The following is a 26,272-nucleotide window of genomic DNA, read 5'->3' as shown; positions in this document are numbered from 1 at the left end:
TGGAGCTTACTGAAGTTTTTACTATGAGGTCAGTTTCGCTGGTAATATCAATGTCATGGATATTACTTCATAATTACGGATATCCACTATTTCGAAGAAAGTTTCTTAACTGACTCTTTAATAGTATAATTCGGGCCGCTTGCTCTTTACTTGTCTTTTCCTGCTCAATTATGCAAAGTCAGCTCCTCAATCTTCTGTAATAAGATCTTATTCATTTCTCCCACATCTACACCCTCTTTTGCAACCTCCTTAGCCGATGGAACATCAGATAGGTGCTTATTGCTCTTGATATAGCTTTCCAATTCAGTTAATGAAGGCAATTGATACTCCGGCTCAAACACAAAGTCTGCCAGTTCCCCTGATCCGCTTTCAAACGCTTTGCCTTAATCCCTCCGTTCACCGCCAGTTTAAATTCTCCCGGATCCAATACGCCAACACCGATACCACCTGCGAAGTAGTTTACCCCAGCACCATTAAAATTTGCAGTGTTACTGTAAGTCAGGCCATTCAGATTCACATTGCTTTCCACAGCAGATTTAAATGTATACGTTGCACCCTAATGAGAAGAAGATTGATCAATTGTATGGTACAGTCAAAGTTTCAACCTGAGGCTTTACTGATAAAAGATGCATAGCTTTATAGACGATCTTATGAACCAAAAATGCTTAATTAAGTATTAGCTATTACTGACTAGTACAAGCATTCCAGCAGCCGTTAGTTTACTCCGCGCTCGATACTGTATAACCTGCTTTTGTAAACTAAGAGTGTTACTAATCAAATATTCTATCGTTCTAAAACAACATATTCACTATTCCCTTCTTTTAGATAACATTCAACATTTTCCATTTCTTTTACATTCAAAATTATATCATTATTAATGAAAATATCGAAATCCTCAACTATGTTGTTGCTATTGCAAAGCGGACATTTATCTGTTTCTACAATCCCATAAACTTTTACCTTGTTCAAACCAGAAGTTCCGGTATCATTAACTCCCCATTGAATTTTGTCACCAATATGGTATTGCAGATAAGCTGTACTGCCAAATTTGAATTGAATACGACCAGGATACTGTCTATAACAATTAAGACAAGAAACCTCCGAAATTAGCAAGTTATATGCGCTCATTTTTTTATTTAGCATGGTAATTAGTATGAAGCCGACCCTCGAGCATTTTTGTTTTGTCAAATTTCCAGTGTATCTCTTAATAGAAGCAAGACAGATATTGTGAATTGATTTGTCAGATTTTGCCATCTGTACGCTTTTTTAAAATGAAAATTAGTGATTTGGCTCAATATAGCAGCCTTCAACTATATAATGTTAACAGAAGGTAAGAGGTCATACTAGTACCGCTGTCAATTCCTGTATAATCGAATTCGGGTTTCCGATACCCAAGATCACGAAAAAAGTGAGGCGTTCAATTTGAACGCCTCACTTTTTTGCTCTTGCTGGAAACAGGTTTGATAGAACAGCCCATTGCTATTGTTTTATCGCCTCCGGCGATATAACAATAGCACCGCGGCGAATATTAACAAGCCGACTGGTATTACACCAAAGAAGATAATACGCATCATTAAAATGCCCCGATCGTCGCTGTCGATTGCATCTTTAGAGCGGATGGCGCCGGTATTAACAGGGAACGTGCCGTAGGTGAACCAGCGGAACATTTCTGTAATCAGCGGTTGATTCCAGTTATATGGCTTGCGACGGCCCAGTTCACCGGAACTCATGAAATCAGCATCGCCGGTTACGATGATCCGCTGTTCCTTACCATTTATACTGCGTTGCGCCGCTACGGCCAGCGCTTCACTATTTTTCGCTACCAGCAAAGGTACAATGTGGAAGCCGGCTGTGTCCCGGTAACTGATGCCCGAGGTCCCTACCATTGATACTACGCCATTATCCGCCCTGTAGCCGCCTAGTTTAGGTGCTATTGTGGAGGCACTGTCAGCAAAGCGGGCGAGAATAAAGTCGGGCGCATAATCGCGGCTTTCCTCTTGTATAGCCGTAGCTTCGGGATATATGCCAAGTGGCTGTAACAGTGGTGCTACAATGTTTTGGGAAACAGGTTCCGTAATTACAAGAAGGTTTCTGCCACTAGCTACATACTGTGTCAGTTTTTGTTGCACTTCGTTGGAGAACGCGGTTTTTGGATCTGCGATCACCAGCACAGAAGTAGATGCGGGAATGTCTTGCTGCGTAAGGTTTACTGTATCAACATTAAAACCCTGATTGATAAGTGCACCTCTGAAAGTAAGTTCGTTTACAAACGTTCTGAACTCTGCATCGCCGGCTTTGGTAATACTGCGTTCGCCGTTGCCGTGCAGGAAGGTAATAACGGGGATCTCGGCAGGCGTGACAAGCCTTTTCAGTGCTGCGGTAAATTCCTGTTCGCCGGGATATATGCGGATGTCGTTGTAGTAGCGTAAAAAGGTTTTCTTATCACCATACTCCAACAGTCGTACGAGGCGATTTTCTTCAGGATTCAGATTTACTATCTTCTTTACCGCCTCTGGTTTCAGCACATGCCTGAAATCGAGGTCCTGTATATCGGCAACTTTTTTGGCAATGGCTGCATCGCTTTCCCCCGGATAGTTTTTGTAAAGGCCTTCGTTATTGGAAAAGTCGTAATAATATACGTATTCCATTTGCATATTGGGCATAAAACGACGGTAGGGAGTAAGGATTCGTTCGTCCTCACTTTTCTTTTCGGGAGCTCCGAGGTAGTAGTTGTTGTCCAGAATGTTTACGTAGGTGGTTACTTTTAACGGATGCTCCATTTTGGAGATCAGTTCCCGGCTTTGTTTGCCTAGCGTATGCGTTTGTGTAGCCGTCATATCAATATAGCCGGTTAAAGCAGGAATGGTGCTCAGATAACCGATTATAAAACACAGTCCGACTAACCCGACGTAACGGGCAGTGCGTACCGATCCGGAGCGGGCCTCGCGCTGGTCCTGCAGCCGCATTCCTGTAATGGCTAAGAAGAAGCCGATCACAATCAAAAAGTAAATGAGATCTTGAGTGCTGATCAGCCCGAAGATAAATTGTTCGGTTCTGCCGGCAATCGACATGAAATAGGTGATATGCCGTACCGTATCATTTCCCTGAAACAATCCGCCCACGAAGTTAAGTCCCGCCAATACTGCCAATGTGCTGATTGCCGCTACAACCTGATAGGTTGTAAGTGAGGACATAAACAGTCCGATGGCCGAATAGGCGCAGATGAGCAGGTATAGTCCAATAGCACCGGAAGCTAAAAATATCCAATCTATATTGGTGATGAAAAACGAACCTGCCACGCCATATAAACAAATGATAACGAGCAATAGCGCGCCATAGCCCATCATGGCTACGTATTTGCCGAGTACGATATCTTTTACTTTAATGGGAGATGATAACAACAGTTTTATGGAACCACTGTGTGTTTCACGACTGATCAACCCCATGGTAAGCAGGGGGATGTAGAAGTATAAAGTATTTTTTACACCGGGGTAAAATCCTTCCTGTAATCCCGCAAATACCATGGAAGTGACATCGTTAAAATGATTGCCCATGCGCTGTGCGCGGCCGATCATTTGTATGTAATAGAGAAAGTTAACGCCTATCTGTACGGGAAACACGATCAGGATGAGCCAGGCCACCGGCGAATGAAACAGCAGGCTTAGTTCCTGACGGGCTATTCTGAAAATTACTTTCATGATTGAACGGATGGTTTAAATGTTTTGTTGGATAACTGTGCGAAAATGGCGTCAAGCGAACTTTTCTCCAGTGTGATTTCTTTCAGGCGCCATTTCCGGTGAACGCTCATTTCCACCAGTCCTTCTGCAATGTCGGCGGTGGGATCGAACCGCATGCGAACAGTTTTGTCTGTGAGGAACACTACTTCTTTCACGCCTCCGATTGCACGCAGTTCTTCGGCTGCAGGTGGATTTTCCATGGTGGCCACCAAACTATCCGGCTCGATGTAATTGTTGAAAGTCTCCATCGTGTCTTTAAACACGATTTTGCCGCCTTCAATCATGATGATGTCCTGACAGGTAGCTTGTATTTCCGAAAGGATATGCGAAGAAAAAATAACGGCGCGGTCGGTCGCAATTTCTTTGATCAGTTGTCGCACTTCCAGAATCTGGTTAGGATCGAGGCCGTTGGTGGGTTCATCCAGTACAACGAGCAGTGGCCGGTGAATGATCGCCTGCGCAATGCCTACCCGTTGCCGGTAGCCACCGGATAAATTACCGATCATTCTTTTGCTGAAATGCGCTACTCCGCATCTTTCTTTCACCCTGTCCACGGCTTCACGAATTTTTCGTTTTTCGATCAGCCGCAGGTGTGCGCAAAAAGTGAGATATTCATCTACGGTTTGTTCGAGGTACAGTGGTGCGTTTTGCGGTAAAAAGCCAATCCGTTTCTTGGCCTCTTCCGGGTCAGTACGCATGTCGATGCCTTCAATCAACACCTGACCGCGGGTTTGGCTCAATACGCCACAAAGGATGTTCATGGTTGTAGATTTCCCGGCGCCATTGGAACCGAGTAGTCCTACAATACCGTTCCTGTTGATCTCGAAGTTGATATCCTGCACCGCCCAGTCTTTACTGTAACGGTGAAACAGGCCTTCGATTTTTACGATATTATCCTGCATATTCAATTTATTACGCAATAAGAGATGAATGGCGCCGGAAATTTCCGGCGCCTGAAGGGTATGGTTGGTTGGATTTTTTACGGGTTCAGTGGCCAGTCCGGGTTAAATATGGTGGCATTAGGCCACAGCTGCCGCAGGTATTTGTCGCTACCGGACTGCAATTCATATTCTTTTCCTTCGGCGGTATGTTTAATGGTTTTACGGAAACGGGTTTCCTTATTCAGACGTTTCAAATCGATAACCCGCATGCCGGTAAATGCCAGCTCGCGGCGTCTTTCCTCCAGTACGAAACGAAGTATACGCTCGTCATCGTTCCCGAAATCTTCCGGCGTAAATACCTTATAAGCGGCCGGTGTAATCCGGTTCAAACGTAGTTTATTGATATCGTCGAGTGCTTCCTGCTTCTTGCCTTCACGTGCAAAACATTCGGCGCGTACAAGGTACATTTCAGGCACGTTGAGATAGTTGCTGTAGAAGTCTCCGCGGAGGAAAATTTTCACCTGATATCTTGACATGTAGTTGAACGGTGGTGCAGGCGGCCAGCCATCGGCGTAATACAGCGTCCAGCGTTTATCGTCGTTGGTGAATAATGCACTCAGTTCCGGAGAGGCGCAGACGTCCATGCCCAGCCCAAATGGCCGCAGGAAATGGCGCGCCACAATGGTTTCAGGATTCAGCTGTGCGTCCGGGATATTGGTCCAGCCTAGTGGTGCACCCGGCACATTCGGAAACGGACCGGGAATGATGATGCTGTAATCATTCATGTTCTTAAGTTCGCCCTGTAGCGAAATAGCCAGTGCTGCATTTTTATGGGCATTCGCATAATCGCCCATGAACAGGTAGGTTCTGGCAAGCAATGCATATCCGCCGGCTTTCGACGCCCTGAATTTTGTGAGTTTATTTTTCTCAGGAAGATCGGCCACGGCGGCTTCTCCATCGCGCAGGATCTGATCGTATACTTCTTTTACACTGTTCCGGGTAAATTTAGCATTGATGTCAGCGATCAACGCAATGGGAATACCGGGCGTCGTAGCGGCAGAAGCAGCATCGTAATGTTGAGCATACACGTTTACCATTTGCAGGTGCTCCATAGCACGGCCAAGGTACGCTTCGGCGCGAACGCTCCTCTTGTTGGCATCCGTTCCTTCAGTAGCATCCATAATGTTGTTAATGATGCTATTGTAGTAGAAGATCCTTTTATATCCTTCACTCCAAAGATAATCGTTGGCACCCTGATCGTAGGGATTATTGTTAAAGGTGTATATGCGCCGGCCATGCAGTTGCTGCTTCGTATACAGGTTACCGGGTTCTCCTTCTGGCAGGAATGCGTCATCGGACTGCAAATCCCAGAAATAATCGCCAAAGTTAACCATGGTACCGGAATTGAGCATATTCTCATAATCAGTAGTGGTTATGGGAATGAACTTATCTTTCGGTTTGATGTCCAGAAACTTATCGCAACCGGATAAAACAACGAAGCTGAATATATATAGAGTTAATTTTTTCATGATTCCGCTTTTTAGAAGGTGATATCAATGCCTGCAGAGTAAACTGGCATCACCGGCAACAGCCTGTTGGCGTATTGTGAGGTGTGCTCGTACGCTTCCGGATCTATACCGGCATCGTTGGCGTGCCAAGAAAATGGATTCTGTACCTGAAGGGTCAGTTTGGCAGAAGCCAGTTTTTTGATGCGCGACAACAACCGTTCAAAGTTGTAGGAGAGCGCAATGTCACGCACCTTTACGTAGTCGCCCTTGAGTATATTGCGGTCAGACGCATAGGAGAGTAGTGTGTAATAGCTGCCGCCATCGCCTTTAAGGTCGGGTGCAGGCATCATACCCGGTATTTTCTCATCACCCGGTTTACGCCAGAAATTCGCTACGCGCTGATCGGTGTTCCTGAGCGGAAAATTAGTCTGAATGGTAGGCACCACATCACGGATCACATTACCTCCATTGGCAATGATCATCACGCTGAGAGAAAGTTGTTTATAGGTAAAGCTGTTGGTTAATCCGGCAGTGTACTTCGGACGGAGTGTTCCGCTGTATACCAGTCCTTTCACATCGGTCATGTTGGCTACGATCGTACCACTCTGGTCATAGTTCATAACTACTTTTCCATCGGCATCGTAAACCAGCATAGAACCATTGGTAGGATCGAGTCCTGCCGAACGGAAGCTGAACACAGCATCCATCGGATAACCGATCCTGTTTACCCCGTAGCCGCCGGTAAGACTATAAACAGTTTGATCTTTGGTGTTGATCTCGGTCATCCTGTTTTTGTTGAAACTCAAAGCCAGTGTGCTGTTCCACGAAAATGTTTTCCCTGCAATGTTGCGGGTGTTCAATGCCAGTTCGAAACCTTTGTTATTCAGACTGCCGTAGTTGATCAACGCGTTGGGAAAGGCATTGGTGGGATCGATCGTTTTTTCACCGAGTAAATCCGTGGTATTGCGGACGTAGTAGTCTACAGATCCGGAAATCCGGTTATTCAGTACAGCAAAGTCTATCCCAAGGTTGGTGGTGGCCGTTTTTTCCCAACGCAACGATTTGTTGGGGGGATATATGATATCGGTGGCGGTGGCATTCGCTTCGGCAAAAAATGTAGAACGTGCCTGTAAGAACGGTCCGACGGTACGGGCCACATTGCCACCTAAACCGTAGGTCGAACGGATAGTCAGACTGTTCAGCCAATTGATATCTTTCATGAAATTCTCTTCAGTCAACCGCCAGCTGGCGCCAACTGACCATAACGGCAGATAGCGGTAGCGGGGATCGGTACCAAAGAGGTTGGAATTATCTACGCGTACACTACCTGTCAGATTGTACCGACCGTTATAGGTGTAGCCTGCGTTGCCATATACCGAAATATATCTTTCTTCGCCATAATAAAAATTGTTACCATCGTTAAAAGGTAGAGCAAAGGTGCTGGTTAGCGACTGCGTTCCTTTAAGGTTGCCGAGTGCAAGTTCGTTTACTGGCTGGAACTGCAGATTGTTATCGCTGTAACCCATTTTAAATACGGAGGTACTGGCATTCGAAATGGCTCTGCGTTCGGCCCCGGCGAGGGCGGAGATGTGATGTTTTGAGGAGAAAGTCCGGTCAAAGTTCAGCTGCATGCGCGCGGTGTACGATTTGGAATTACCACGTGTTTCGTATAATTGTCCGCCGTCGGGAACATTTTTTATCAGCTCATTGTCGATGAGCTGCGCGGCATCATTGATCATCCTTTTTGCATAATAAGAGGATGAGTTGTAGTACTGCTTATTATAGCTCGTACCGCGTTCGGTCTGGTATTTCAGATCGAGCGTGAGTCCTTCAATAATCTTTGCCGTAAAGCCCCCCTGTACGCGGAAGTAGTTCGACCAGTACGACAAATCAGCACGATCCATTTCTTCGAGTGGATGATAAGATTCATCATGCAGGCCCAGACTGACCAGACGCCCGATCTCATAAGCCGATTTTAGTTTCGTGAATTCACCCGGACTGCCATCGGGATTACGGATGATTTCGTAGGGCATGTTCCAGTAAAAGGATTCGGGGCTTTCAGGTTGATATTTTCCTTTGCGGATGTTGGTGTTGGTACCAATTTCGGCATCCAGCCAGCGAAACAGTTTTACACGGTCTCTCAGCCCGAGGTTGATATCGTCACTGCTGGTTCGTAAGCCATACCCGCTATTGCCGGTATAGTTTACCATCATGTTGTATTGATGTATATCGCTGCCTCCACTGGCTGAAAAGGCGTGGCGTTGTTTTACGTTGTTGCGCATGAACAGATCTTCCAGCTGACTTTGCCCGTCCTGTGTTTTAAGCCTTGCAAGGGTGGCGTCCAGTTCCGCCTGGGTAATATAACCCTGTTCCTGATTATACAAGGCCTGCAGTACTTTGGTGTTGCCTGTGCGTCTGATCCCGTCGCTGAAGCCGGGATGCCATTTGTTAAAGAGTTCCTGTTGCAAATCCACCATCTGGGAAGAGTTGAGCAGATTCATATAACCAGCGTCTGGTTTGGCGGAGAAAAATACGCCACTGCTAAAGGTAACTACTGGCTTCCGGCTACTGCCATGACGGGTAGTAATGGAAATCACGCCATTGGCCGCGCGTGTGCCGTAGATAGAAGCTGCCGCCGCATCTTTCATCACGGTTACGTTTGCCACGTCGGCCGGATTAATATAATTAAGATCTCCTTCATAAGGAAATCCGTCTACCACATATAACGGTTGCTGATTGCCATATAAAGTAGACAGACCGCGGATAGTAGGTGTGCCGTTTTGCATGAAAAGCCCCGGCACAGTGCCTTCCAGACGGTCCATAATACTGGTTTCCATTCTGGCACCCAGTGTAGTTTCAGTGATAACGCCAAAAGAGCCGGTAGCGCGTTCTTTCGGGATAGACTGGTAGCCGGTGTTGGCGGTTACGTTCAATTCGTTGAGTGTAGAGGAAACATGAGCCAGTATGATGTTGCCGATATTGCCACTTTGTAGCATGGCGGTAGTAACGGCAATTTCTTTGCTTTGATAGCCAATAAAGCTGATGCGCAGCACATTCCCCGCATCTGCAGGTATGGAAAAGCTGCCATTCATATCAGTAATGGCCGACCGGCCGCCCCCTGTTACTACTACAGTGGCACCGATCAATGGTATGCCCAGACTATCAGTTACCCGTCCCGCGAGCGGTGTTACTTTTGCGACAGTGGCGTCGCCGGGTATAGGATCGTTTTTACTATAAATGAAAATAGTATTGCCCGTTATTTTATAATTGAAAGACTGGTTTTTAACGATGAGGTCCAGAAAACTCAATAGTGGCATGTTTTGTACAGAAACGGAGACTACATCTGCTTGTTGCAGCAGATCCGACTTTCCCCATACTACATATCCGGTTTGCTTTTTTATTGCCGCGAATACCAGTTTCATAGGTATACCTCTTCCGGAAAAGGTAATTGACTGAGAAAAGGTGTTGGCTGACAGATGTAAACAGAAAAGGAGCAGAAAGACACTGGTTAGTTTCATTATCCGAAGCATTTTGGTTGGGAGCCGGCATGACATACCCCAACGGCTCCAGTAAGCTGTTTTTTGCATAAATTTGCAACGTTTGGTTGTTAAAAATGGAGGTCTCGAAACCCGTTTTGTAGCTACCAACGATCTTCCGGGAGTGTTTGCCGCACTTCCGGTTTTTTGTCTGATAGCCTGATCTTAGTTGATAATTATTACTTCATGTTTACGATTTCAATTGATAATTAAGGCACAGGTAAAATATGTTATGGCATTACGATTAACTTACGGCCTTCTTCCAGCCGAAAGTGTACGTCGGATCGCTCCAGTCCGTTTAATACATCAGATAACTTCAAATTGCGGCTCATTTCGCCAAAGAACACGATATTGGGCACATTGCCTTCATATACCACTTCCAGATCGTACCAGCGTTCGAGCTGACGCATCATATCTTTCAGACTTACGCTGTCGAAATTAAACAAGCCGTTTTTCCACGCGATGGCCTGTTCCACATTTGCATTGCTCATTACATCGAAGTTGCCACCTGTGGCCTGCAATTGCTCGCCCGGTTTTAACACCACGGCGCCACTGGCTTTGCCCGCCGCCGATATTTTTACCCCGCCATTCACCAGCGTGGTATAACTGTTCTGGTCATTGGTATAAGCATTGATGTTGAAGGCGGTACCCAGTACCTCCAGACTTATCTTGTCCGGCACATTCACACGGAACGGTTGCCGGACATTGGCAGTCACTTCAAAGTATCCTTCGCCTGTAAATTCGACTGTTCTGTCGGAGCCGTTAAACGCCACCGGAAACCGTAGCGAGCTGCTGGCATTGAGCCATACTTTAGTACCATCTGACAGTGTAATAGTAAACTGTCGTCCTTTGGCCGTACTGATGGTATTATATTGTACTGGTCCCGCCGATGTCTGTCCCGGCGTGTATTGCAGATCGCCGTTTTGCATTGCCACGGAAGTGCCGTTCTGTCGGGTAATGACGCCATTACCGGTGCTATCCAGTAAGAGCTGCGAACCATCGGCGAGTGTTAGCATTGCGCCGGTCTGTCCGGGTGCAACGTCCAGCGAGGCATTGCGTACCATCTGCTGCACAGGCCGTGGGTTATTCCGGTTAAGATACAAGGTCCCGGTTGCTATCAGTGCCACAGCTGCTACTGCCCACCACCATTTGTGGAGATAATGTACCCGCGTTGCCGGCCGCGTAATAGGATCGGCGGGTAGTTTGTCTGACCGCAGGATCTGATCGGCCACCTGACGCCACTGTTGGGGATTATAGGTGGGTAGCTGCTGATTCACATGACTTTCCAGCCAGCTTTCGGCATCATCGATCGAGGCATCCGGGACGTCACCTTCGATCAGGGCGCTAAGCTCGTCCAGCTCTTCCTCTGTCGCATCATGGCTGGCCAGACGTTCCAGTAAATATGTTAATCGGGCGTTTGGTTTCATTATAAATAGGAGTAAATAATCGAGTTATGGCTCCCTATCTATATCAGACAATTGGGAAGACTATTGGTACCGAAAAAAAACAAAGTTTTTTTCGTGGTTGGCATATTTAATAAAGGAAGTCCAATAAAAGCAGTACAAACAGCGGGTAACCACTTTTTTGTAGTGATGTGCGGATGTTCTTAAGTGCCATGACCATCAGATTTTTGACGGTGCTGACCGCAAGGTCCATATGCCCGGCAATCTCGTTGATGCTAAGGGCTTGTTCCCGGCTCAGACGGTATACCTGACGTTGTTTTTCGGGGAGCTGCTGTACGGCATTATTCACCATAGCCAACAGTTGTCGGAATTCCACGATATCAGTCGTTTTTCCGGTACTTTCTTTTTGCCCTCCCACGGCGTCCATCACCTTATTGTGAATAGATTGCCGGCGCACATGGTTCACTGCACGGTAAAAGCATATTTTTTTTATCCACGCGGCCGGTTGGGCGACGCCGCTCAACTGGTCGCGCGAGAGCCATACTTTCAGGAAGGTGTCCTGCACGAGGTCGTCTGCCACGGCTACAGAGCCGGTAATACGGGCCGCCATAGCCTGAAGGCTGGGAGCGAACAGCTCTACCAGTTGACTAAACGCGGTTTCATCACCGGCTGCAATGCGGCGGTAAAGCTCGGGAGCATTAATTAATTGTCCGTCGTTCAATAAAGCAATATTAAAATGTAATATGTTGCATTACCGGAGGGAGAAAACGAATGGCATGAAAAGATTCTGATTGAAACAAAAGCTAATTTCGCCAAATTATATGGGAAATGCAAGGCTGGGAAGCGGAGACCTACCAATGGCCGGAGGCCTGATTTTTGTAAACAATAGCTAAAGTTAATATATGCCCCCAGCTGACATAAAACGGCTCACAAGACTAACAGCAATCCTGATACGTTTGCAGACAAAGAAAATTGTTACAGCAGCGGAACTGGCAATGAGATTCGATGTGAGCGTCAGGACCATCTATAGGGATATAAGAACACTGGAGCAGGCAGGCGTACCTGTTATTACCGAAGAGGGGCTGGGCTATTCTTTAATGGATGGCTATCGTATACCGCCGGTCATGTTTACAGAAGAAGAAGCAAATGCCCTTATTACAGCAGAAGAGATCATCTCAGGCAACAGGGATGCCTCTTTTATTATGGCATTCAAAGGCGCTACAGCGAAGATTAAAGCATTGCTCAGAGAAACAATGAAAGAAAAGGTCAATTTGTTGCAGGACAGAACGATTGTTAAGCAAGATGAGCATAAAGTACAATCCAGTAGCTGCCTGTCGCAACTACAGATTTCAATGACCAATTCCCAGATAGTAAAAATCAGCTACACCGATGAGCATGCTGTATCAACAGACAGGATCATTGAACCCTTTGCATTTTATGGCACGAAGGACATCTGGCTGATCATAGCCTATTGCAGACTGAGGCAGGATTTTAGGGCTTTTCGTCTGGATAGGATATCTAAGGCACAGCCTTTACAAGAAAACTTTACACCCCAAAAGATGACCTTAAGCGAATTTTTTCAACAACACTACAATACCTCTGACATATAGCTGTCACTGCCCCGGTTTAGTTTTGTCTTTGTAACAAGGATGAACTATATGAAAGCGAATAACAGAGCAATAAAGATATCGGGCGCCCGTCAGAATAATCTTAAGAACATTTCACTGGAAATTCCCAAAGGTCAGATAGTCGTTTTTACCGGTGTATCAGGATCCGGGAAATCGTCATTGGTATTTGAGACTATCGGTGCAGAAGCACAACGGCAGATCAATGAAACACAGAACAGCTTCACCAGAAACCGGCTAAGTCATTTTGGTGTGGCAGATGTAGATAAGATCGAACATCTGAATGTACCCGTTATCATCAGTCAGAAACGGATGGGAGGGAATGCCAGATCCACGGTCGGGACCGCAACTGATATCTATGCATCTTTACGGCTCTTGTTTTCCAGAATAGGAACACCTTTCGTCGGTTATTCCAGTATTTTCTCGTTTAATCATCCACAGGGGATGTGTCCTCGCTGCGAAGGGCTGGGGATTGTAAGCTCAATTAATACTGAGGCGCTGCTTGACAGGAATAAGTCACTGAATGAGGGCGCTATCCTGTTTCCAACATTCCAGCCCGGCGGATACAGGTGGATACGATATGCGCATTCCGGGTATTTCGACCGTGACAAAAAACTAAAAGACTTCAGCAAGAAAGAACTGGCATTGTTACTCAACGCGGAGGAACATAGACCGCCACATCCTGACAAGTCCTGGGGAAAACAATGCAATACATTGGTCTGCTCCCAAGGATCAAAAACGATTTTTTAAAGAAGGAATCCAGAGAATTTAACCTGCGAAAGGAAGCGTTGCAGAAAATTATAGCAACAGACACCTGTCCCGACTGTAACGGTAAAAGGCTGAATGAAACGATTCTTTCCTGTAAGATCAAAGGTATGGACATCGCTGATTGCTCAGCATTGCCTGTTGATGAACTACTGGAATTTATTAATTCACTTTCCTCCGGTCCTTTTGATGTAATAATAAAAGAACTACAAAAAAAATTAGCGCATCTTATCACAATAGGATTACAGTACCTTACGCTGGACAGAACCACCAATACCCTTTCAGGTGGGGAATCGCAGCGTATTAAGATGGTCCGGCATCTTGGAAACAGTATTGAAGATTTGCTATACATTTTTGATGAACCAAGTATCGGACTACATGCAAAGGATCTCGATAACATATCAAAGATCATCCGGAAGATCAAAGAAAAAGGTAATTCAGTGCTGATCGTAGAGCATGACCCCGATATCATCAAAATAGCGGATCACGTGATAGATGTAGGACCACTATCCGGCGTTCACGGCGGAGAGATTATTTACGAAGGAACCTTTGAAGGATTGTGCGCTTCAAAGGGTAAGACTGGCGAATACTTTTCGCAGGAACGTAGATACAAAGGCAATCCACTTCGAAGCCAGACAGTAATCAGCATAAAAAATGCAGACCTGTTCAATCTTAAAAACATTACTGTGGACATTCCCATGAACGTCTTGACGGTGGTCACAGGGGTAGCAGGTTCTGGCAAGAGTACTTTAATCGGAAAAGTATTACCGCTTCAATTATCAGAGGTGAAAATAATTAATCAATCTCCGATAGCAGGTAGTCAACGGAGCACATTACTGACCTATCTGGGGATATCAGACAGATTAAGGAAATTGTTTGCATCAGCAAATCATGTCAGTGACCGGCTTTTCAGCACCAATAGCCTTGGTGCATGCCCCAATTGCAAAGGATTAGGTGTCGAAAAAATCGACCTTGCCTTTATGGATGATATCGAACAACCATGCGACGTCTGCCATGGAACTGGGTTTGATCCGCAAGTTTTAAAGTACCAATTCCTTCATAAGAATATTGCGGAGGTAATGGACCTGACCGTAGAGGAGGCCTTATCTTTTTTGAGCAATATGATTTTGTTGCGCATTTTGAATTGCTTGCAGATCTTGGTCTCGGTTACCTGAAACTGGGACAACGTCTTAACACATTTTCAGGGGAGAAAGACAGCGTCTGAAGTTGAGCGCAGAATTAGCAGAGGATAGTAGTATACTTGTACTGGACGAACCAAGTACCGGATTGCACCCGGCGGATACAAAGAAGTTGCTGCAAATCCTTGACCGCTTAGTACGTTTGGGAAATACGGTGATCGTAGTTGAGCACAATCTGGATATCATCGCTCAGGCTGATTGGATCTTAGATATCGGTCCGGGGGCAGGGAAATACGGTGGGGAGTTGGTCTTTCAGGGACCTGTCGCACAGCTTTTGAAAAGTAAGGTGTCCGAGACCGCGAAGTATTTAATGGCACACTTAAGCCGTTAGCCATACAAATATGCGATTATTGTGTTCAGGCAGCTTACCTTTGTCTTTCAAATCAATACGTCTGACTATATAATCCACAAACGGATGAATACAAATCAATTGTTGCAGCAGGTAGCTTTTATCAAAGAGATTGATAAATTAAAATACATCCAACGTAGAACTAAATTGTTCAATAGTGACAGAAATGAAAATGATGCAGAGCACAGCTGGCATTTGGCAATGATGACGCTTGTTTTGGCGGAACATGCTGATAAACCAATTGACGTACTGAAGGTCATAAAGATGGTATTGATTCATGATCTGGTAGAGATTGATGCAGGCGATACTTTTATCTACGATACTGCAAAAAACCATACCAATACAGAAGAGGAACGTCTGGCCGCACAACGAATCTTTGGACTGTTGCCGGAAGCACAGGCACAGGAATTAATTGCAATATGGGAAGAGTTTGAAGAAGGGATGACTGATGATGCAAAATTTGCTAAAGCAATGGACAGGTTCGAACCGTTATTGCAAAATACTTCAAACAATGGTGGAACCTGGGCTGAATTTAACGTCGACTATCAGAAAGTGTATGATAAAAAGAAAGCTATTCAAAACGGATCGGCTGCTATCTGGACTTATGCAGAGCAACTGTTGAACGAAAGTGTTGAAAAAGGAATTCTTAAAAAGAAACCCCACCCAAAGAAGGATAAATAAAACATTTATACGCTGTAACAGATTGCGTTGCTCCATGTCATCATGAGTGTTATTCAATGGGGTGTAGTTCCTGATTTGACAGATTTTTTCTGAAAATTAACCTAAGTGAAAAATCAGGAAGGAGAATCGCCCGACGTTTGTGGAAATTAATCACACAGACATGAAAACACATTTAGGAATGCGTATGGCAAGGCCATTGGTCTATTTAGGCTTATTGGCAATAGTGACTCTTTTAACATTTAGTAGTTGTTCTAAAGATGACAACGACGATCATCCATCGAAAACCTTTGTATTAGTACATGGCGCTTTTCAGGCACCCTATGCATGGCAATTTGTAAAAACAAAGTTGGAAGCCGGTGGAAACAACGTAGTTGTTGTGGAATTACCGGGCCATGGACAGGATCAAACCGATCCTAAGAAAATCACTATCAATACTTATCGTGATAAAGTGGTAGCCGCGATCAATGCAATAAATGGTCCGGTGGTATTGGTGGGTCACAGTCTTGGTGGTGCAATCATTACTGCTGTTACTGATACGATCCCGGATAAGGTTGAAAAACTTGTATACCTCGCAGGTTTCGTTCCTGCTAATAACCAATCTATCCTTAATCTTACTACGATGGATCCTAATTCCATGTTTGGTCCGGCTTTGGAATTCTCCGCAGATGGCGCGACTGCCAGTATCCCGAATGATAAAATTATTCCGGTCTTTGCGCAGGATGCCAATGATGAAGTGAAGAAACTGCTGATGGATAATAACAGGCCTGAGCCTATTGCTCCACAGGCAGATAAAATATTTCTAAAGAATCCGGCATTCGCGGGAGTTCCCAAATATTATATTCAAACTATTCAGGATCATGCCATCACCATTGATCTGCAAAAAAAGATGATCAGCACAGCTGGTATTAAGAACATATATTCCGTTGAATCAGGACACTGCCCGATGCTCACTCAGGCAGATAAAGTAAGCGAACTGCTTCTGCAGATTGCAAAATAAGCCCTTAATACGGCCGGCAAGCCTTCGCTTGCCGGTTCTAAACTATAGCTGTTATCAGATAGGAGTAATTGTATGGTCATTGTAATCCGGACTAAAGACCATTTAATTGTTTCAGATACTTCGTTACTTCCTGGACTGAAGCGGCAATCAATGCAATATATCCATCGGGCCTGATCAATATAGCTGCTTCTCCACCGCCATAAGCCTCCCTGATATGCTCATCTGAAGTGTTGATCACTTTAACCAGATCAGTCAGTGCGGTTAGTTTTTCCTCACCGGGGAGCAGCAGTTTCCATTCGGTACCCCGGAGTTGATCTGACAACCAGCTGCCATCTGTCAATTGTACATCAGGCGCCCTGTCTCCGGCTTCCAGACCGTTTATAGTGCTTTGGCCGGTCTTAGATAAGGAGCTACCCCGGTAATTCAGATTCAGCTGGGTGGTATCGTTGGTGCCCAATGTTTCAAAACCGCTTTTTCCGGTCTTTGCACCGTCAAGCATTACTTTTTGTCTTTGAGAGGTTGTTGCCAGCAGCCAGTCAGCTATAGGAATACGTTCTTCGCCGTAAGTGTTCAGCAAACGATCATCAGCGTGACCATTAATTACTGCCGCTAATTTCCAGCCCAGATTACAGGCATCCTGTATACCTGTATTCATTCCCATTCCACCTGCAATGGAATGTACATGACCAGCATCCCCGGCAATAAAAGCATTGCCTGCACGGTAACGTTCCGCCCGGCGTATATTTACCCGGTAAATCGATTGCCATGAGCTGTTGGTTAGTCTGACACCCTCCATTTGCGTACGTTCTTTAAAAAGCTGGTTAAAGCCCTCTAATGTCGGCGCAGGTATATTCCCGTCCTGATCAGCTGGCATAACGGCCTGCAATTGCCATATATTGCTGTTCCTGAATGGGAACAATGCGAACGCAATACCAAAAACAGGACTTAACCAATTATACCACGCATCCCGCTCTAATCCTGCAACTTCGACGTCACCTACCCAGAGCTGTTCTTCCTGATGTGTTTCACCGACGAAATCAATGCCCAGTTTTTTGCGGGTGCTGCTCTTACCACCATCACAGGCTACCATATAGCTACAATGCATAGCTTCGTGTTGCCTGTCATTCTCCAGTTGGCAATTAATCCCATTATTTGACTGCTTGAAATCTGTCAGGGTGGTCGCCCATTCTATGCTACCACCCAGCTCCTGCAATTTTATCCGTAGTGCCTTTTCCACTTCTGGCTGTGGTATCAGTAAAGTTTTAGGATAACGGGTATCATTACGCGGAAAGCCGGTACGGGGTGTTTCACCTATCATTTTGTTACCCTGAAATTTTCGATATGGCAGCTCTGTAGAGCCGATCTTCATCAGGTCTTCAGCAATACCCAGATCGTTTAATATCTCAAGACTACGTGGCTGTAATGCCTTCGCACGCGAACCTTGTGGGGCAACTGCGCAGCGCTCTATAATGCGGAAAGGAATATCGCGTCTGGCCAGTTCGCAGGCTAAGGTAAGACCTACTGGTCCGGCACCTATTATTAACACTTTCGTATTATTCACGGTATGAAGTTTTGTTGAGGCAAAATTACCTTGAGCAAAACCCACCGGGCGATAACAATTGTTAATTAATCATTTTCGGTTGCGGATACGGCTGAGGGATACGGAAGTAATGCCCAGAAACGAAGCGATGTAGTGTTGGGGGATCCGGAGGATGATCTCAGGATGATTGGTCAGTAGCTCCCGGTATCTTTTTTCGGGACTGTCTTTGATATGCGCCACAAAAAGCCTTTGGAAATCCATCAGACGCTGTTCGATATAATGAAGGTAAGATGCTTTTGCCAGAGGGTTATTTTCCTGCGCGGTTTTGAATCGTTCTATTGAGATGCTGTAAGCCACCGTGGGCTCCAATGTTTCAATACTGTACCAGCTGGGCACACCCTTACTCATCGTTTCAAACGAGGAGGCAAAACTACCTTCGAAAAGAAATTGAAATGTAACGTCTATGCCATCGTTGTTAAACCAGCAGCGGCAACACCCTTTATCTATATAAAATAGCTTTTTGGCTAAGGCTCCTTCCTGTGTCAGCAAAGTCCTCGCCGGTAGCTCTTCCTTGGTATAAGCACTTTTGATGCGGTCGATAAAATCAGGAGCTTCAGACATCTTACAAAGATAATACAGGGCCTCAAATACCAGGTTTCTTTCCATTGTCATGGTACCTGATCGGTTTTATATCATCCATACGCTGATATTTTTTACGGCTGATAAAAACAGCAGTCTTATCATATCCAAAGACTTCGCTTTCATAAAGATGACTGACCTTTTTATGTTATATATGGTTTAATTATATTTAAATATTTGTGAGATACACTTGAGCTTTAAATTTTTTTAACATAGTTTGTGACTTCAATTGGACTAATTAACCGAATTGTCAGCCAGAACAGCATATGAAGAAATTGAGCTGATTTCCGCCTTTCAGCGAGGAGACAGAAAAGCTTTGCACCAGGTATATACGCTCTATCAACAGTCGCTTTGTTTTTTTACAGAGCAGCTGATAGGGGATACTATGGCGGCTGAGGATATTGTTTCAGAATGTTTTATCAACGTATTTCAGCGAAGAGAAGATTTTCCTTCACTGGGACAACTGAAGTCTTTCCTGTTCACCGCAGCAAAAAATGCGGCACTTAATTATATAAAGGCGCAAAAACGCCACGATAATATTCACGATTCCATAGAAAGAGGAGCAGAACGCTTCTCAATAGATGTAGAGAATGCATATATAAAGACAGAAGTTCTACAGATCATATCAGGGGAAATAGAAAAATTACCACCACAATGCCGGCAGGTAGTGCGCCTCGCCATTATAGAAGGGAAAAGTGCTCCCGAAATCGCCGATGAATTAAATATGGCTTATCAGACAGTGCTGAATCAAAAAGCCAAAGGGGTGGCATTATTGCGTACCGCCATCCTTAAAAATAAGTTACTTTCCTTGCCCATGCTCGTTTTAGCATTAAATATGCTGCACCGGTAAAAAAAACTTTAAAAAAATTTAAAGTTGACCGGTATATAAAGTGGAGTTAGTTGTTTTAGTAGTATAGCATGACAGAAAAGAATCATTATATAGCCGTATTAATCGCTAAATATCTTGATAACAGCCTGAATGAAGCTGAGGAGATTGAGCTGACAGCATGGATAAATGCTGAAGCCCACCACCGTGATCTGTTTGAACAGATGACTGATCCTGAGCAACTCACCACGCATCTGCAGCAATTCTATACCTATGATTCGGATAAAATAAGCCGGAAGATTAGTCAGCATATACCTGAATTTAATGCAGAGCCTGCACGCATCCGCCCTGTTTACCTGAGAAAATGGGGTTGGGCAGCAGCGATCGCCATGCTGTTAGTTGGAGGTTCTTATTATTGGGCATCACGTCTCCACAACAGACCGGCTGTAATAGCGTCAGTACCGGTCAATATCGAGCCCGGTAAACAAGGAGCCATTCTAACACTGTCAGATGGCCGGGAAGTAGTCCTGGATAGCCTGCACAGTGGTATTGTAGCTAATCAGAGCGGTGCATCCATCGTATTATCTGAAGGGCAGTTAGTATACGATCCGACCACCACCGGAAATATGGATGTTCAGTATAATATTATGACTACTCCTGCAGGCAGACAATTTCAGGTAACACTGCCGGACGGGACCAATGTATGGCTGAATGCAGCCAGCTCCATCAGATTTCCTACCAGCTTCGCCGGTAATGAAAGAAGGGTAGAAATAACCGGAGAGGTATATTTTGATGTCATAAAGAATGCAAATAAACCTTTTATTGTAGCAGTTAAAGACAAGCTCGATATAGAAGTCTTAGGTACTTCTTTTAATGTGAATGCATACGAAAACGAGCGCACTATCCGTGCCACACTCATTAATGGTAGCATAAGGGTAGGAGTGCCATCAACCGATCATAAAAAGGCTGTAACATTACAGCAAGGCCAACAGGCGGGGATAATAAATAGTAAGATCACCATAACAGATAATCAGGATCCGGAGAAAATATTAGCATGGAAAAATGGATTGTTCAACTTTGACGGCGCCAACCTTGAAGAAGTCATGCGCGAGTTAGAACGATGGTATGACATAGAAGTGGTATATGAGAATGGTATTCCGAATGCAGATAAGTTTATCGGGGAAATGACCAGACAGATTGCCTTAACGGATCTATTGGATATTTTAAAAAGATTTCAGGTCGACTTTAGAGTGGAGGGACGCAAGCTCATCGTAGTAAACAGATAAACAACCAAAGCTATGCCGAAAGCGTAATTAATTACTGGAGAAACTCCGGTCAGGAGATGTATTGTCAAAAACTAACCAATAAAAAAGAACGTCACGGATTGCGGCCGTGACGTTTAACATGACCTGGTTAGTCCATTAATGTCTTTTTCGATTCACATTTATTAACAACCAAATCTGATGCAATTTATGCAAAAAAATCGCTATTGGCCACCCGATCGACGGGGCACAAGCGCCAGCCTAACCAAAATCATTCTGGCTATGAAACTGACCGCTGTATTACTAATTACTGTCATCTTGCAGGCCGCTGCTACAGGCCATGCACAAACCGTCTCTATATCGGGTAAAACTATACCTTACAAACAAATTTTTTCTGCCATCAAGCAGCAAACCGGATACGTAGTATTCAGCAATACCAATACCATCAGTGAAACGGCTACAGTATCTCTTTCTGCAAAGGATATGCCGCTAACGGAATTTCTCGATGAAATGTTGAAGGATCAGCCGGTTACTTATCTCATTAAAGATAAAACGATCGTTCTGTCACGCAAGGCCGGAGAAGCACTGCCTCCAACTACTATTACGGGCACGATTCACACCTCAACAGGAGAATTGCTGTCTGGTGTATCCGTGAGAATAAAAAATACCGTTAATGGTACAATCACCAACAACAACGGTACCTTTTACTTCAATCACCTGCCTGAAAATGCAGTGATCCAGATTTCTATGCTCGGATTTGAACCGATGGAAATTGCAGTACAGAAATCTGCTAATGGATATTCCGCTTATACACTTAACAAGGCTCAGGCCGGTTCTTTATTTGTAACAGAAGGTAACAACCTGGTGTTGAATATTACCCTGAACAGAAAGGACTTTGAAATGAATAATGTGGTGATTACGGGTTACATGAACGTCAACAAAGGTAACTATGTGGGCGCCGTTTATTCCGTAAGAGCTGATGATATAAAAGTGGCGGGTGAAACCTCCATCGACCAGATGTTACAGGGTGTTGTTCCGGGTATGTCTGTAATAACACAGACCGGACAGGTAGGTGGTAGTCCTAAGATCCGTATTCGTGGTACCTCCACCATTCTCGGTAATCAGGAACCTCTGTGGGTGGTAGATGGTATCATTCAGCGTGATCCGTTGCCTATCCCTAATGGAAACGGTTCACTCGCGGGTGATGCAACAGAACTCAGGTTGATCGCCTCCAATGCGATTGCATGGCTGAACCCTAACGATATCGAAACCATCACTGTATTAAAAGATGCGTCTGCTACTGCCATCTATGGTTCGCAGGCCGCAAACGGTGTGATCGTCCTCACGACCAAAAAGGCACGTCCCGGTCAGCTGTCTGTTTCTTATTCAAACAGCCTGTCCGTTGGTCAGCGTCCCAATTATGGCATGTATGATCTGATGAACTCTCAGGAACTGATGCAGTTCTCTAAAGAAGTATACGCCAATCGTGACAGCTATACCAGCACCGTTTTGCCCATTGGTTACGGTCAGCTGATCCAGCAACTACAGAACAAAGAAATCGACTATCCTACCTATCAGGCGAAGTTCAGGAAAATGGAAAATCAGAACACCGACTGGTTTAAACTGCTTTTCCGTAATTCATTTAACCAGAACCATAGTGTCAGTATTACAGGAGGAACAGAAAAGATCATGAACAGAACTTCCTTCAACGTGCAACAGCAGAAAGGGGAAGCAAAAGGAAATGACTTAAGCACATTCTCCGCATCATCTAACACTACCCTGAAATTTGGTAAAAAATTAACCGTAAACTTCCTCTTGAATGGAACTGTCCGTACAACCGATGGTTTTGCATATGATGTAAATCCTTTTGATTATGCATACAAAACTGCCAGAACCATTCCTATGTACAATGATGACGGTACATTTTTCTACCATGAAAAGTTGAGTTCTAAAGGTGGTAGTACCGTTTATCCAAGCAAACTGTCTTATCTGTACAATATTCAGAATGAATTAGACAATACAAGCAATAAGAACAATACGACTACACTGGGATCAACGATAGACGTACGTTACCAGGTGGCAAAAGGACTGGAATATCAGGGACTCCTGTCTTATACTTCAGCTTCTTCCAGCATCAAATCTTATGCTACCGAGCTGTCTAATTTTATTACCCAATACAGAGGGTATGAATTCGGTACAGTTTCTTCCAACAGCCCTGAAGAACTAGCCAGCCGTCTGCCTTTCGGTGGACTGGCACAGCTGGAAAGTGCTTCCAACAGAGGATATACTGTCAGAAACGCGCTTGTTTATAATCACTTATTCGGTGATGTACACAATGTGACCCTGCAGGGTGGTCTGGAAGCAAGATCTACCATTACAGAAGGAAACACCAATACGCGTTACGGATATTTGCATTATCGTGGTGAAAGCTTTGCGCCTGTGCCCTTAAAACCGGTAATGATCGGTAACTTAAGCGCTCCGGATCTGCACGAAGAAATGCGCCTGAATTCAAGGATTGTGAATCAGGAAAGTAATTTCCTGAGCGAATATTTCTCTGCTGTATACGCATATGCTTCCCGTTATATCTTCAACTTCAACGCACGTCTGGATGCTTCTAACCGTTTCGGTCAGGATAAAAACAAACGCTTTCAACCTACATGGTCATTGGGAGGCAGATGGCGCGTTTCCAACGAACAATTCCTGCGCAACAGCAATTGGCTGAATGCGCTCGATCTGTCCGCCACTTACGGTTATCAGGGTAATGCAGTTGAAGCTGTATCTCCATACCTGATTGCTACTGACGGTGGATTGAATAGCCAATTCAGACAGTATACACTCAATATTAAATCTTTACCTTATCCTGATTTAGGCTGGGAAAAAACTAAAAGCTGGAACCTGGGCATTGATGTTTCCCTGTTTAATGGCCGATTCAACGCAACTGCGAACTACTTCAGGAAAACAAGTAATGTGCTTGCTCCACGTCAGGTGCCTGTTGAAAACGGGATGAGTACAGCAACTGTCTTTGGTTCCCAGATGGAAAATCAGGGATATGACCTGTTGATAAGCTTTACGCCGATCAAAACGAAAGATTTTACATGGCAGGTATCAGCCAACACAGGTCTGACAAGAAACAAAGTGAAAGACAATGAAAGAGTGAATACCCTCGGAGACTATCTGAGTGGTCAGGCTATTGTGAACGGAGAGGCCTATTCTACTTTCTATTCTTATTCATATGCAGGCCTGAACCATAATACAGGTATCCCTATGTTCAATTACATGGATATCAAGCCTACTGCTAATGATCTCGATTATCTCGTGAAAACAGGAAAGCTGGAACCAGATTTCTCTGGTGGTGCCAACACCATGTTAAGATATAAGAACATCACTTTCTATGCACAGTTTGCAGTGGCATTTGGTGCCAGCAAGCGTATACCTGCCTATTACAATGCCAGTGGTGCACCAACACCTGAGCAAAACGTGCCGCGTATCCTGAAAGAACGCTGGCAGCACCCGGGTGATGAATTAAATACAGATGTGCCGGTTATTCCTCCTGGAAATCCGCGCTACTACGAGCTGAAACTCCCACAGTTAAATCTGTCAACTTTCCAGACGCCATATAATTTATATAATTCATCTGATTATATGGTTGGAAATGCTGATTTTATCCGTTGTCGTCAGATGTCTCTGAATTACGAATTTGCACAATCCCTCGTTCAAAAAATACGTATTAAGCGTCTCAGTACATCACTCAGCTTAACAAACCCATTCCTGATCACTTTTGATAAGAAATGGAGAGGATATGATCCGGAAACAGCTGGCTGGCCTGCACGCAGGATGGCGTCCCTTTCATTTAACATGACACTCTAACATTAAAGCGAATGAAACGTAAGTTATTCTTAATAGCCGGCCTTGCCGGTCTGCTTACCTTAAGCGGTTGTACGAAATTTTTGGAGGAGAAATCGCAGAGTGACGTGATTCCTAAGACGGCGACCGACTTCAGGGAATTATTGATAGGGTCTGGGTATATGACTAACTCAGAGCCGATGAATTACCTGTATTTCATGGATGATGATGTTGATTTCTTCCTGGAATATGCCAATGATCCATCCAATGTGGTGGGTACTTATGATGCGCAGCAGAACTACCTGTGGTACACATGGCAGCCTAAACTGGCAGATATCAATGGATTGGGTATACTGATCTCTGAAGATCCTTCTGTCACAACCTATGCCCAGTATTACACAAAAATTCTTGGTTGTAATGCCGTGCTGGATAATATCGATAAATCCATCGGTACCCAACAGGAAAAAGACCGTGTAAAAGCAGAAGCATTGGCCGTACGCGCAATGTATTATTTCCGTCTTGCCAACTTATACGGTGAGCCATATAATGTCAATCCGAAGTCACTGTGTGTGCCATTAAAGCTCTCCTCATCAATTGTTGCTGAGCCAATGGTACAGGCTACGGTTGGAGATGTATATGATCAGGTGGTACATGATTTACAGGAAGCTGCCTCCCTGATGGATCCTTTGCAGATTGTGCGCAAAGATTTTCATATTAATCAGCCGGCTATTCATATCCTGTTGTCAAGAGTGTTTCTTTATATGGAGAGATGGAAGGAAAGTGTAGCAGAAGCGAATAAAGTATTTGAACAGGGCGGAAAGCTGTTGGACATGACCACGCTGGATACGAAATACGGTAACTGGCTCAATTATAACAATGTTGAGGTAGAATGGGTATTTGGAGGTAATACACAGCCTAATCAGAGTACCTATACGCCATCAGCGACATTTCTTTCAACGTATGATGCGACGAATGATGCGAGGTACAGGGTCGGTTTTTCCTTATTAACAAATTCAGGTGTACAGTTGGTGTCGAAGCTGCCTACAGGAGCCGATCTGGCGCAAGCCTTACGCTCTTCGGAAGCGTTACTGAACAGAGCGGAAGCAAGTGTGCAGCTGGATGATCTGGGGGGTGCTCTGAAAGACCTGAATGACCTGCGCCGTAAGCGTATTGACGGATATGCGAATGAGGTGATCGGTGATAAGGCAACCTTGTTACAGGCAATAAGAGACGAGCGTCGTAAAGAGTTCGCCTACGAGGGTTTCCGTTGGTTTGATCTGCGTCGTTACGGTATGCCTGAGATCTCTCATCGTTATCAGCATGATTTAGGCGAAAGCGTATTACAATACAAACTCACAAAAAATGACCCTATGTATGTATTGCCTTTCCCAACAAGTGTGCTGCTGAAGAACCCGGGCCTTAAGCAGAGTGCATCTGGTCAGATGCCTGACAGAATCGGACAATAATAATACTAACAAGCA

At 44.8% G+C, this 26,272-nt stretch carries 20 protein-coding genes; 10 read left to right on the top strand and 10 right to left on the bottom strand.

The window, feature by feature from the left end; genetic code table 11:
• Positions 1-307 precede the first annotated feature (307 nt).
• The 8 genes from FEF09_RS25585 to FEF09_RS25550 form a co-directional block, all read right to left on the bottom strand.
• Positions 308-529: a hypothetical protein gene (locus FEF09_RS25585; protein WP_146307747.1), complete on the bottom strand. Its 222-nt coding sequence runs from the start codon at positions 527-529 to the stop codon at positions 308-310.
• A 254-nt stretch (positions 530-783) separates the two neighbouring features.
• A complete protein-coding gene (locus tag FEF09_RS25580) occupies positions 784-1,254 on the bottom strand; it encodes a hypothetical protein (RefSeq protein ID WP_146307746.1) in 471 nt (156 codons plus the stop codon).
• Between the two features lie 233 nt (positions 1,255-1,487).
• Positions 1,488-3,698, bottom strand: coding sequence for a Gldg family protein (locus FEF09_RS25575; protein WP_146307745.1), 2,211 nt, complete (start codon positions 3,696-3,698; stop codon positions 1,488-1,490).
• Positions 3,695-4,639, bottom strand: coding sequence for an ABC transporter ATP-binding protein (locus FEF09_RS25570; RefSeq protein WP_146307744.1), 945 nt, complete (start codon positions 4,637-4,639; stop codon positions 3,695-3,697). Before FEF09_RS25570 ends, FEF09_RS25575 begins: the two co-directional genes overlap by 4 nt.
• 77 nt (positions 4,640-4,716) lie before the next feature.
• Entirely contained in the window at positions 4,717-6,147 is a 1,431-nt protein-coding gene (locus FEF09_RS25565) for a RagB/SusD family nutrient uptake outer membrane protein (RefSeq protein WP_146307743.1), read from the bottom strand.
• Between the two features lie 11 nt (positions 6,148-6,158).
• Positions 6,159-9,644, bottom strand: coding sequence for a SusC/RagA family TonB-linked outer membrane protein (locus FEF09_RS25560; RefSeq protein ID WP_186774525.1), 3,486 nt, complete (start codon positions 9,642-9,644; stop codon positions 6,159-6,161).
• Between the two features lie 248 nt (positions 9,645-9,892).
• Positions 9,893-11,089, bottom strand: a complete 1,197-nt coding sequence (locus FEF09_RS25555; protein WP_146307741.1) for a FecR family protein — start codon at positions 11,087-11,089, stop codon at positions 9,893-9,895.
• A 106-nt stretch (positions 11,090-11,195) separates the two neighbouring features.
• The gene (locus FEF09_RS25550) at positions 11,196-11,786 is read right to left on the bottom strand and encodes an RNA polymerase sigma factor (RefSeq protein ID WP_146307740.1); all 591 of its coding nucleotides are present in this window, start codon (positions 11,784-11,786) and stop codon (positions 11,196-11,198) included.
• 181 nt (positions 11,787-11,967) lie between these two features.
• Between FEF09_RS25550 and FEF09_RS25545 the strand changes: the two genes are divergently transcribed.
• From FEF09_RS25545 to FEF09_RS25530, 6 genes are all read left to right on the top strand, one after another.
• A complete protein-coding gene (locus FEF09_RS25545) occupies positions 11,968-12,675 on the top strand; it encodes a helix-turn-helix transcriptional regulator (protein WP_146307739.1) in 708 nt (235 codons plus the stop codon).
• 48 nt (positions 12,676-12,723) lie between these two features.
• Positions 12,724-13,440: an ATP-binding cassette domain-containing protein gene (locus tag FEF09_RS31920; RefSeq protein WP_222597134.1), complete on the top strand. Its 717-nt coding sequence runs from the start codon at positions 12,724-12,726 to the stop codon at positions 13,438-13,440.
• Entirely contained in the window at positions 13,395-14,630 is a 1,236-nt protein-coding gene (locus tag FEF09_RS31915) for a hypothetical protein (RefSeq protein WP_222597133.1), read from the top strand. The genes FEF09_RS31920 and FEF09_RS31915 overlap by 46 nt, the downstream gene beginning before the upstream one ends.
• A 52-nt stretch (positions 14,631-14,682) precedes the next feature.
• Entirely contained in the window at positions 14,683-14,985 is a 303-nt protein-coding gene (locus FEF09_RS35005) for a hypothetical protein (protein ID WP_409994885.1), read from the top strand.
• An 84-nt stretch (positions 14,986-15,069) separates the two neighbouring features.
• Positions 15,070-15,684, top strand: coding sequence for an HD domain-containing protein (locus FEF09_RS25535; RefSeq protein WP_146307738.1), 615 nt, complete (start codon positions 15,070-15,072; stop codon positions 15,682-15,684).
• Positions 15,685-15,844: 160 nt separating this feature from the next.
• Entirely contained in the window at positions 15,845-16,681 is an 837-nt protein-coding gene (locus FEF09_RS25530) for an alpha/beta fold hydrolase (protein WP_146307737.1), read from the top strand.
• A gap of 91 nt (positions 16,682-16,772) precedes the next feature.
• On the opposite strand, the gene FEF09_RS25525 is transcribed toward FEF09_RS25530, so the two are convergent.
• Positions 16,773-18,242: an FAD-dependent monooxygenase gene (locus FEF09_RS25525; protein WP_186774524.1), complete on the bottom strand. Its 1,470-nt coding sequence runs from the start codon at positions 18,240-18,242 to the stop codon at positions 16,773-16,775.
• Positions 18,243-18,311: 69 nt separating this feature from the next.
• Positions 18,312-18,893 carry a Crp/Fnr family transcriptional regulator gene (locus tag FEF09_RS25520; RefSeq protein ID WP_146307735.1) on the bottom strand — a complete coding sequence of 194 codons (582 nt, stop codon included), beginning with the start codon at positions 18,891-18,893 and terminating at the stop codon, positions 18,312-18,314.
• Between the two features lie 214 nt (positions 18,894-19,107).
• Between FEF09_RS25520 and FEF09_RS25515 the strand changes: the two genes are divergently transcribed.
• The 4 genes from FEF09_RS25515 to FEF09_RS25500 all read left to right on the top strand — a co-directional run bounded on the left by FEF09_RS25515 (position 19,108) and on the right by FEF09_RS25500 (position 26,257).
• On the top strand, positions 19,108-19,710 hold the full coding sequence (locus tag FEF09_RS25515; protein ID WP_146307734.1) for an RNA polymerase sigma factor: 603 nt from the start codon (positions 19,108-19,110) through the stop codon (positions 19,708-19,710).
• A gap of 68 nt (positions 19,711-19,778) precedes the next feature.
• Positions 19,779-20,972 (top strand): FecR family protein, encoded by a 1,194-nt coding sequence (locus FEF09_RS25510; protein ID WP_146307733.1) that lies wholly within the window; start codon positions 19,779-19,781, stop codon positions 20,970-20,972.
• A 258-nt stretch (positions 20,973-21,230) separates the two neighbouring features.
• Positions 21,231-24,815 (top strand): SusC/RagA family TonB-linked outer membrane protein, encoded by a 3,585-nt coding sequence (locus FEF09_RS25505; RefSeq protein ID WP_146307732.1) that lies wholly within the window; start codon positions 21,231-21,233, stop codon positions 24,813-24,815.
• Between the two features lie 11 nt (positions 24,816-24,826).
• Positions 24,827-26,257 (top strand): RagB/SusD family nutrient uptake outer membrane protein, encoded by a 1,431-nt coding sequence (locus tag FEF09_RS25500; protein ID WP_146307731.1) that lies wholly within the window; start codon positions 24,827-24,829, stop codon positions 26,255-26,257.
• Positions 26,258-26,272: the final 15 nt, after the last annotated feature.

Origin of the sequence: Chitinophaga pinensis, from assembly GCF_007896845.1 — a bacterium.
GTDB classification, from domain to species: Bacteria; Bacteroidota; Bacteroidia; order Chitinophagales; family Chitinophagaceae; genus Chitinophaga; species Chitinophaga pinensis_C.
Note: the sequence above shows the minus strand (reverse complement) of the source record. Positions and strands in the feature narration are given on the sequence as shown.

What these genes read in the sequence shown, in the direction of transcription:
- FEF09_RS25555 (WP_146307741.1), bottom strand. Translation starts at nt 11,089, where the DNA reads ATGAAACCAAACGCCCGATTAACATATTTACTGGAACGTCTGGCCAGC.
- FEF09_RS25580 (WP_146307746.1), bottom strand. Translation starts at nt 1,254, where the DNA reads ATGGCAAAATCTGACAAATCAATTCACAATATCTGTCTTGCTTCTATT.
- FEF09_RS25545 (WP_146307739.1), top strand. Translation starts at nt 11,968, where the DNA reads ATGCCCCCAGCTGACATAAAACGGCTCACAAGACTAACAGCAATCCTG.
- FEF09_RS25520 (WP_146307735.1), bottom strand. Translation starts at nt 18,893, where the DNA reads ATGACAATGGAAAGAAACCTGGTATTTGAGGCCCTGTATTATCTTTGT.
- FEF09_RS25510 (WP_146307733.1), top strand. Translation starts at nt 19,779, where the DNA reads ATGACAGAAAAGAATCATTATATAGCCGTATTAATCGCTAAATATCTT.
- FEF09_RS31915 (WP_222597133.1), top strand. Translation starts at nt 13,395, where the DNA reads ATGCAATACATTGGTCTGCTCCCAAGGATCAAAAACGATTTTTTAAAG.
- FEF09_RS25560 (WP_186774525.1), bottom strand. Translation starts at nt 9,644, where the DNA reads ATGAAACTAACCAGTGTCTTTCTGCTCCTTTTCTGTTTACATCTGTCA.
- FEF09_RS25535 (WP_146307738.1), top strand. Translation starts at nt 15,070, where the DNA reads ATGAATACAAATCAATTGTTGCAGCAGGTAGCTTTTATCAAAGAGATT.
- FEF09_RS25500 (WP_146307731.1), top strand. Translation starts at nt 24,827, where the DNA reads ATGAAACGTAAGTTATTCTTAATAGCCGGCCTTGCCGGTCTGCTTACC.
- FEF09_RS31920 (WP_222597134.1), top strand. Translation starts at nt 12,724, where the DNA reads ATGAAAGCGAATAACAGAGCAATAAAGATATCGGGCGCCCGTCAGAAT.
- FEF09_RS25530 (WP_146307737.1), top strand. Translation starts at nt 15,845, where the DNA reads ATGAAAACACATTTAGGAATGCGTATGGCAAGGCCATTGGTCTATTTA.
- FEF09_RS25565 (WP_146307743.1), bottom strand. Translation starts at nt 6,147, where the DNA reads ATGAAAAAATTAACTCTATATATATTCAGCTTCGTTGTTTTATCCGGT.
- FEF09_RS25575 (WP_146307745.1), bottom strand. Translation starts at nt 3,698, where the DNA reads ATGAAAGTAATTTTCAGAATAGCCCGTCAGGAACTAAGCCTGCTGTTT.
- FEF09_RS25570 (WP_146307744.1), bottom strand. Translation starts at nt 4,639, where the DNA reads ATGCAGGATAATATCGTAAAAATCGAAGGCCTGTTTCACCGTTACAGT.
- FEF09_RS25505 (WP_146307732.1), top strand. Translation starts at nt 21,231, where the DNA reads ATGAAACTGACCGCTGTATTACTAATTACTGTCATCTTGCAGGCCGCT.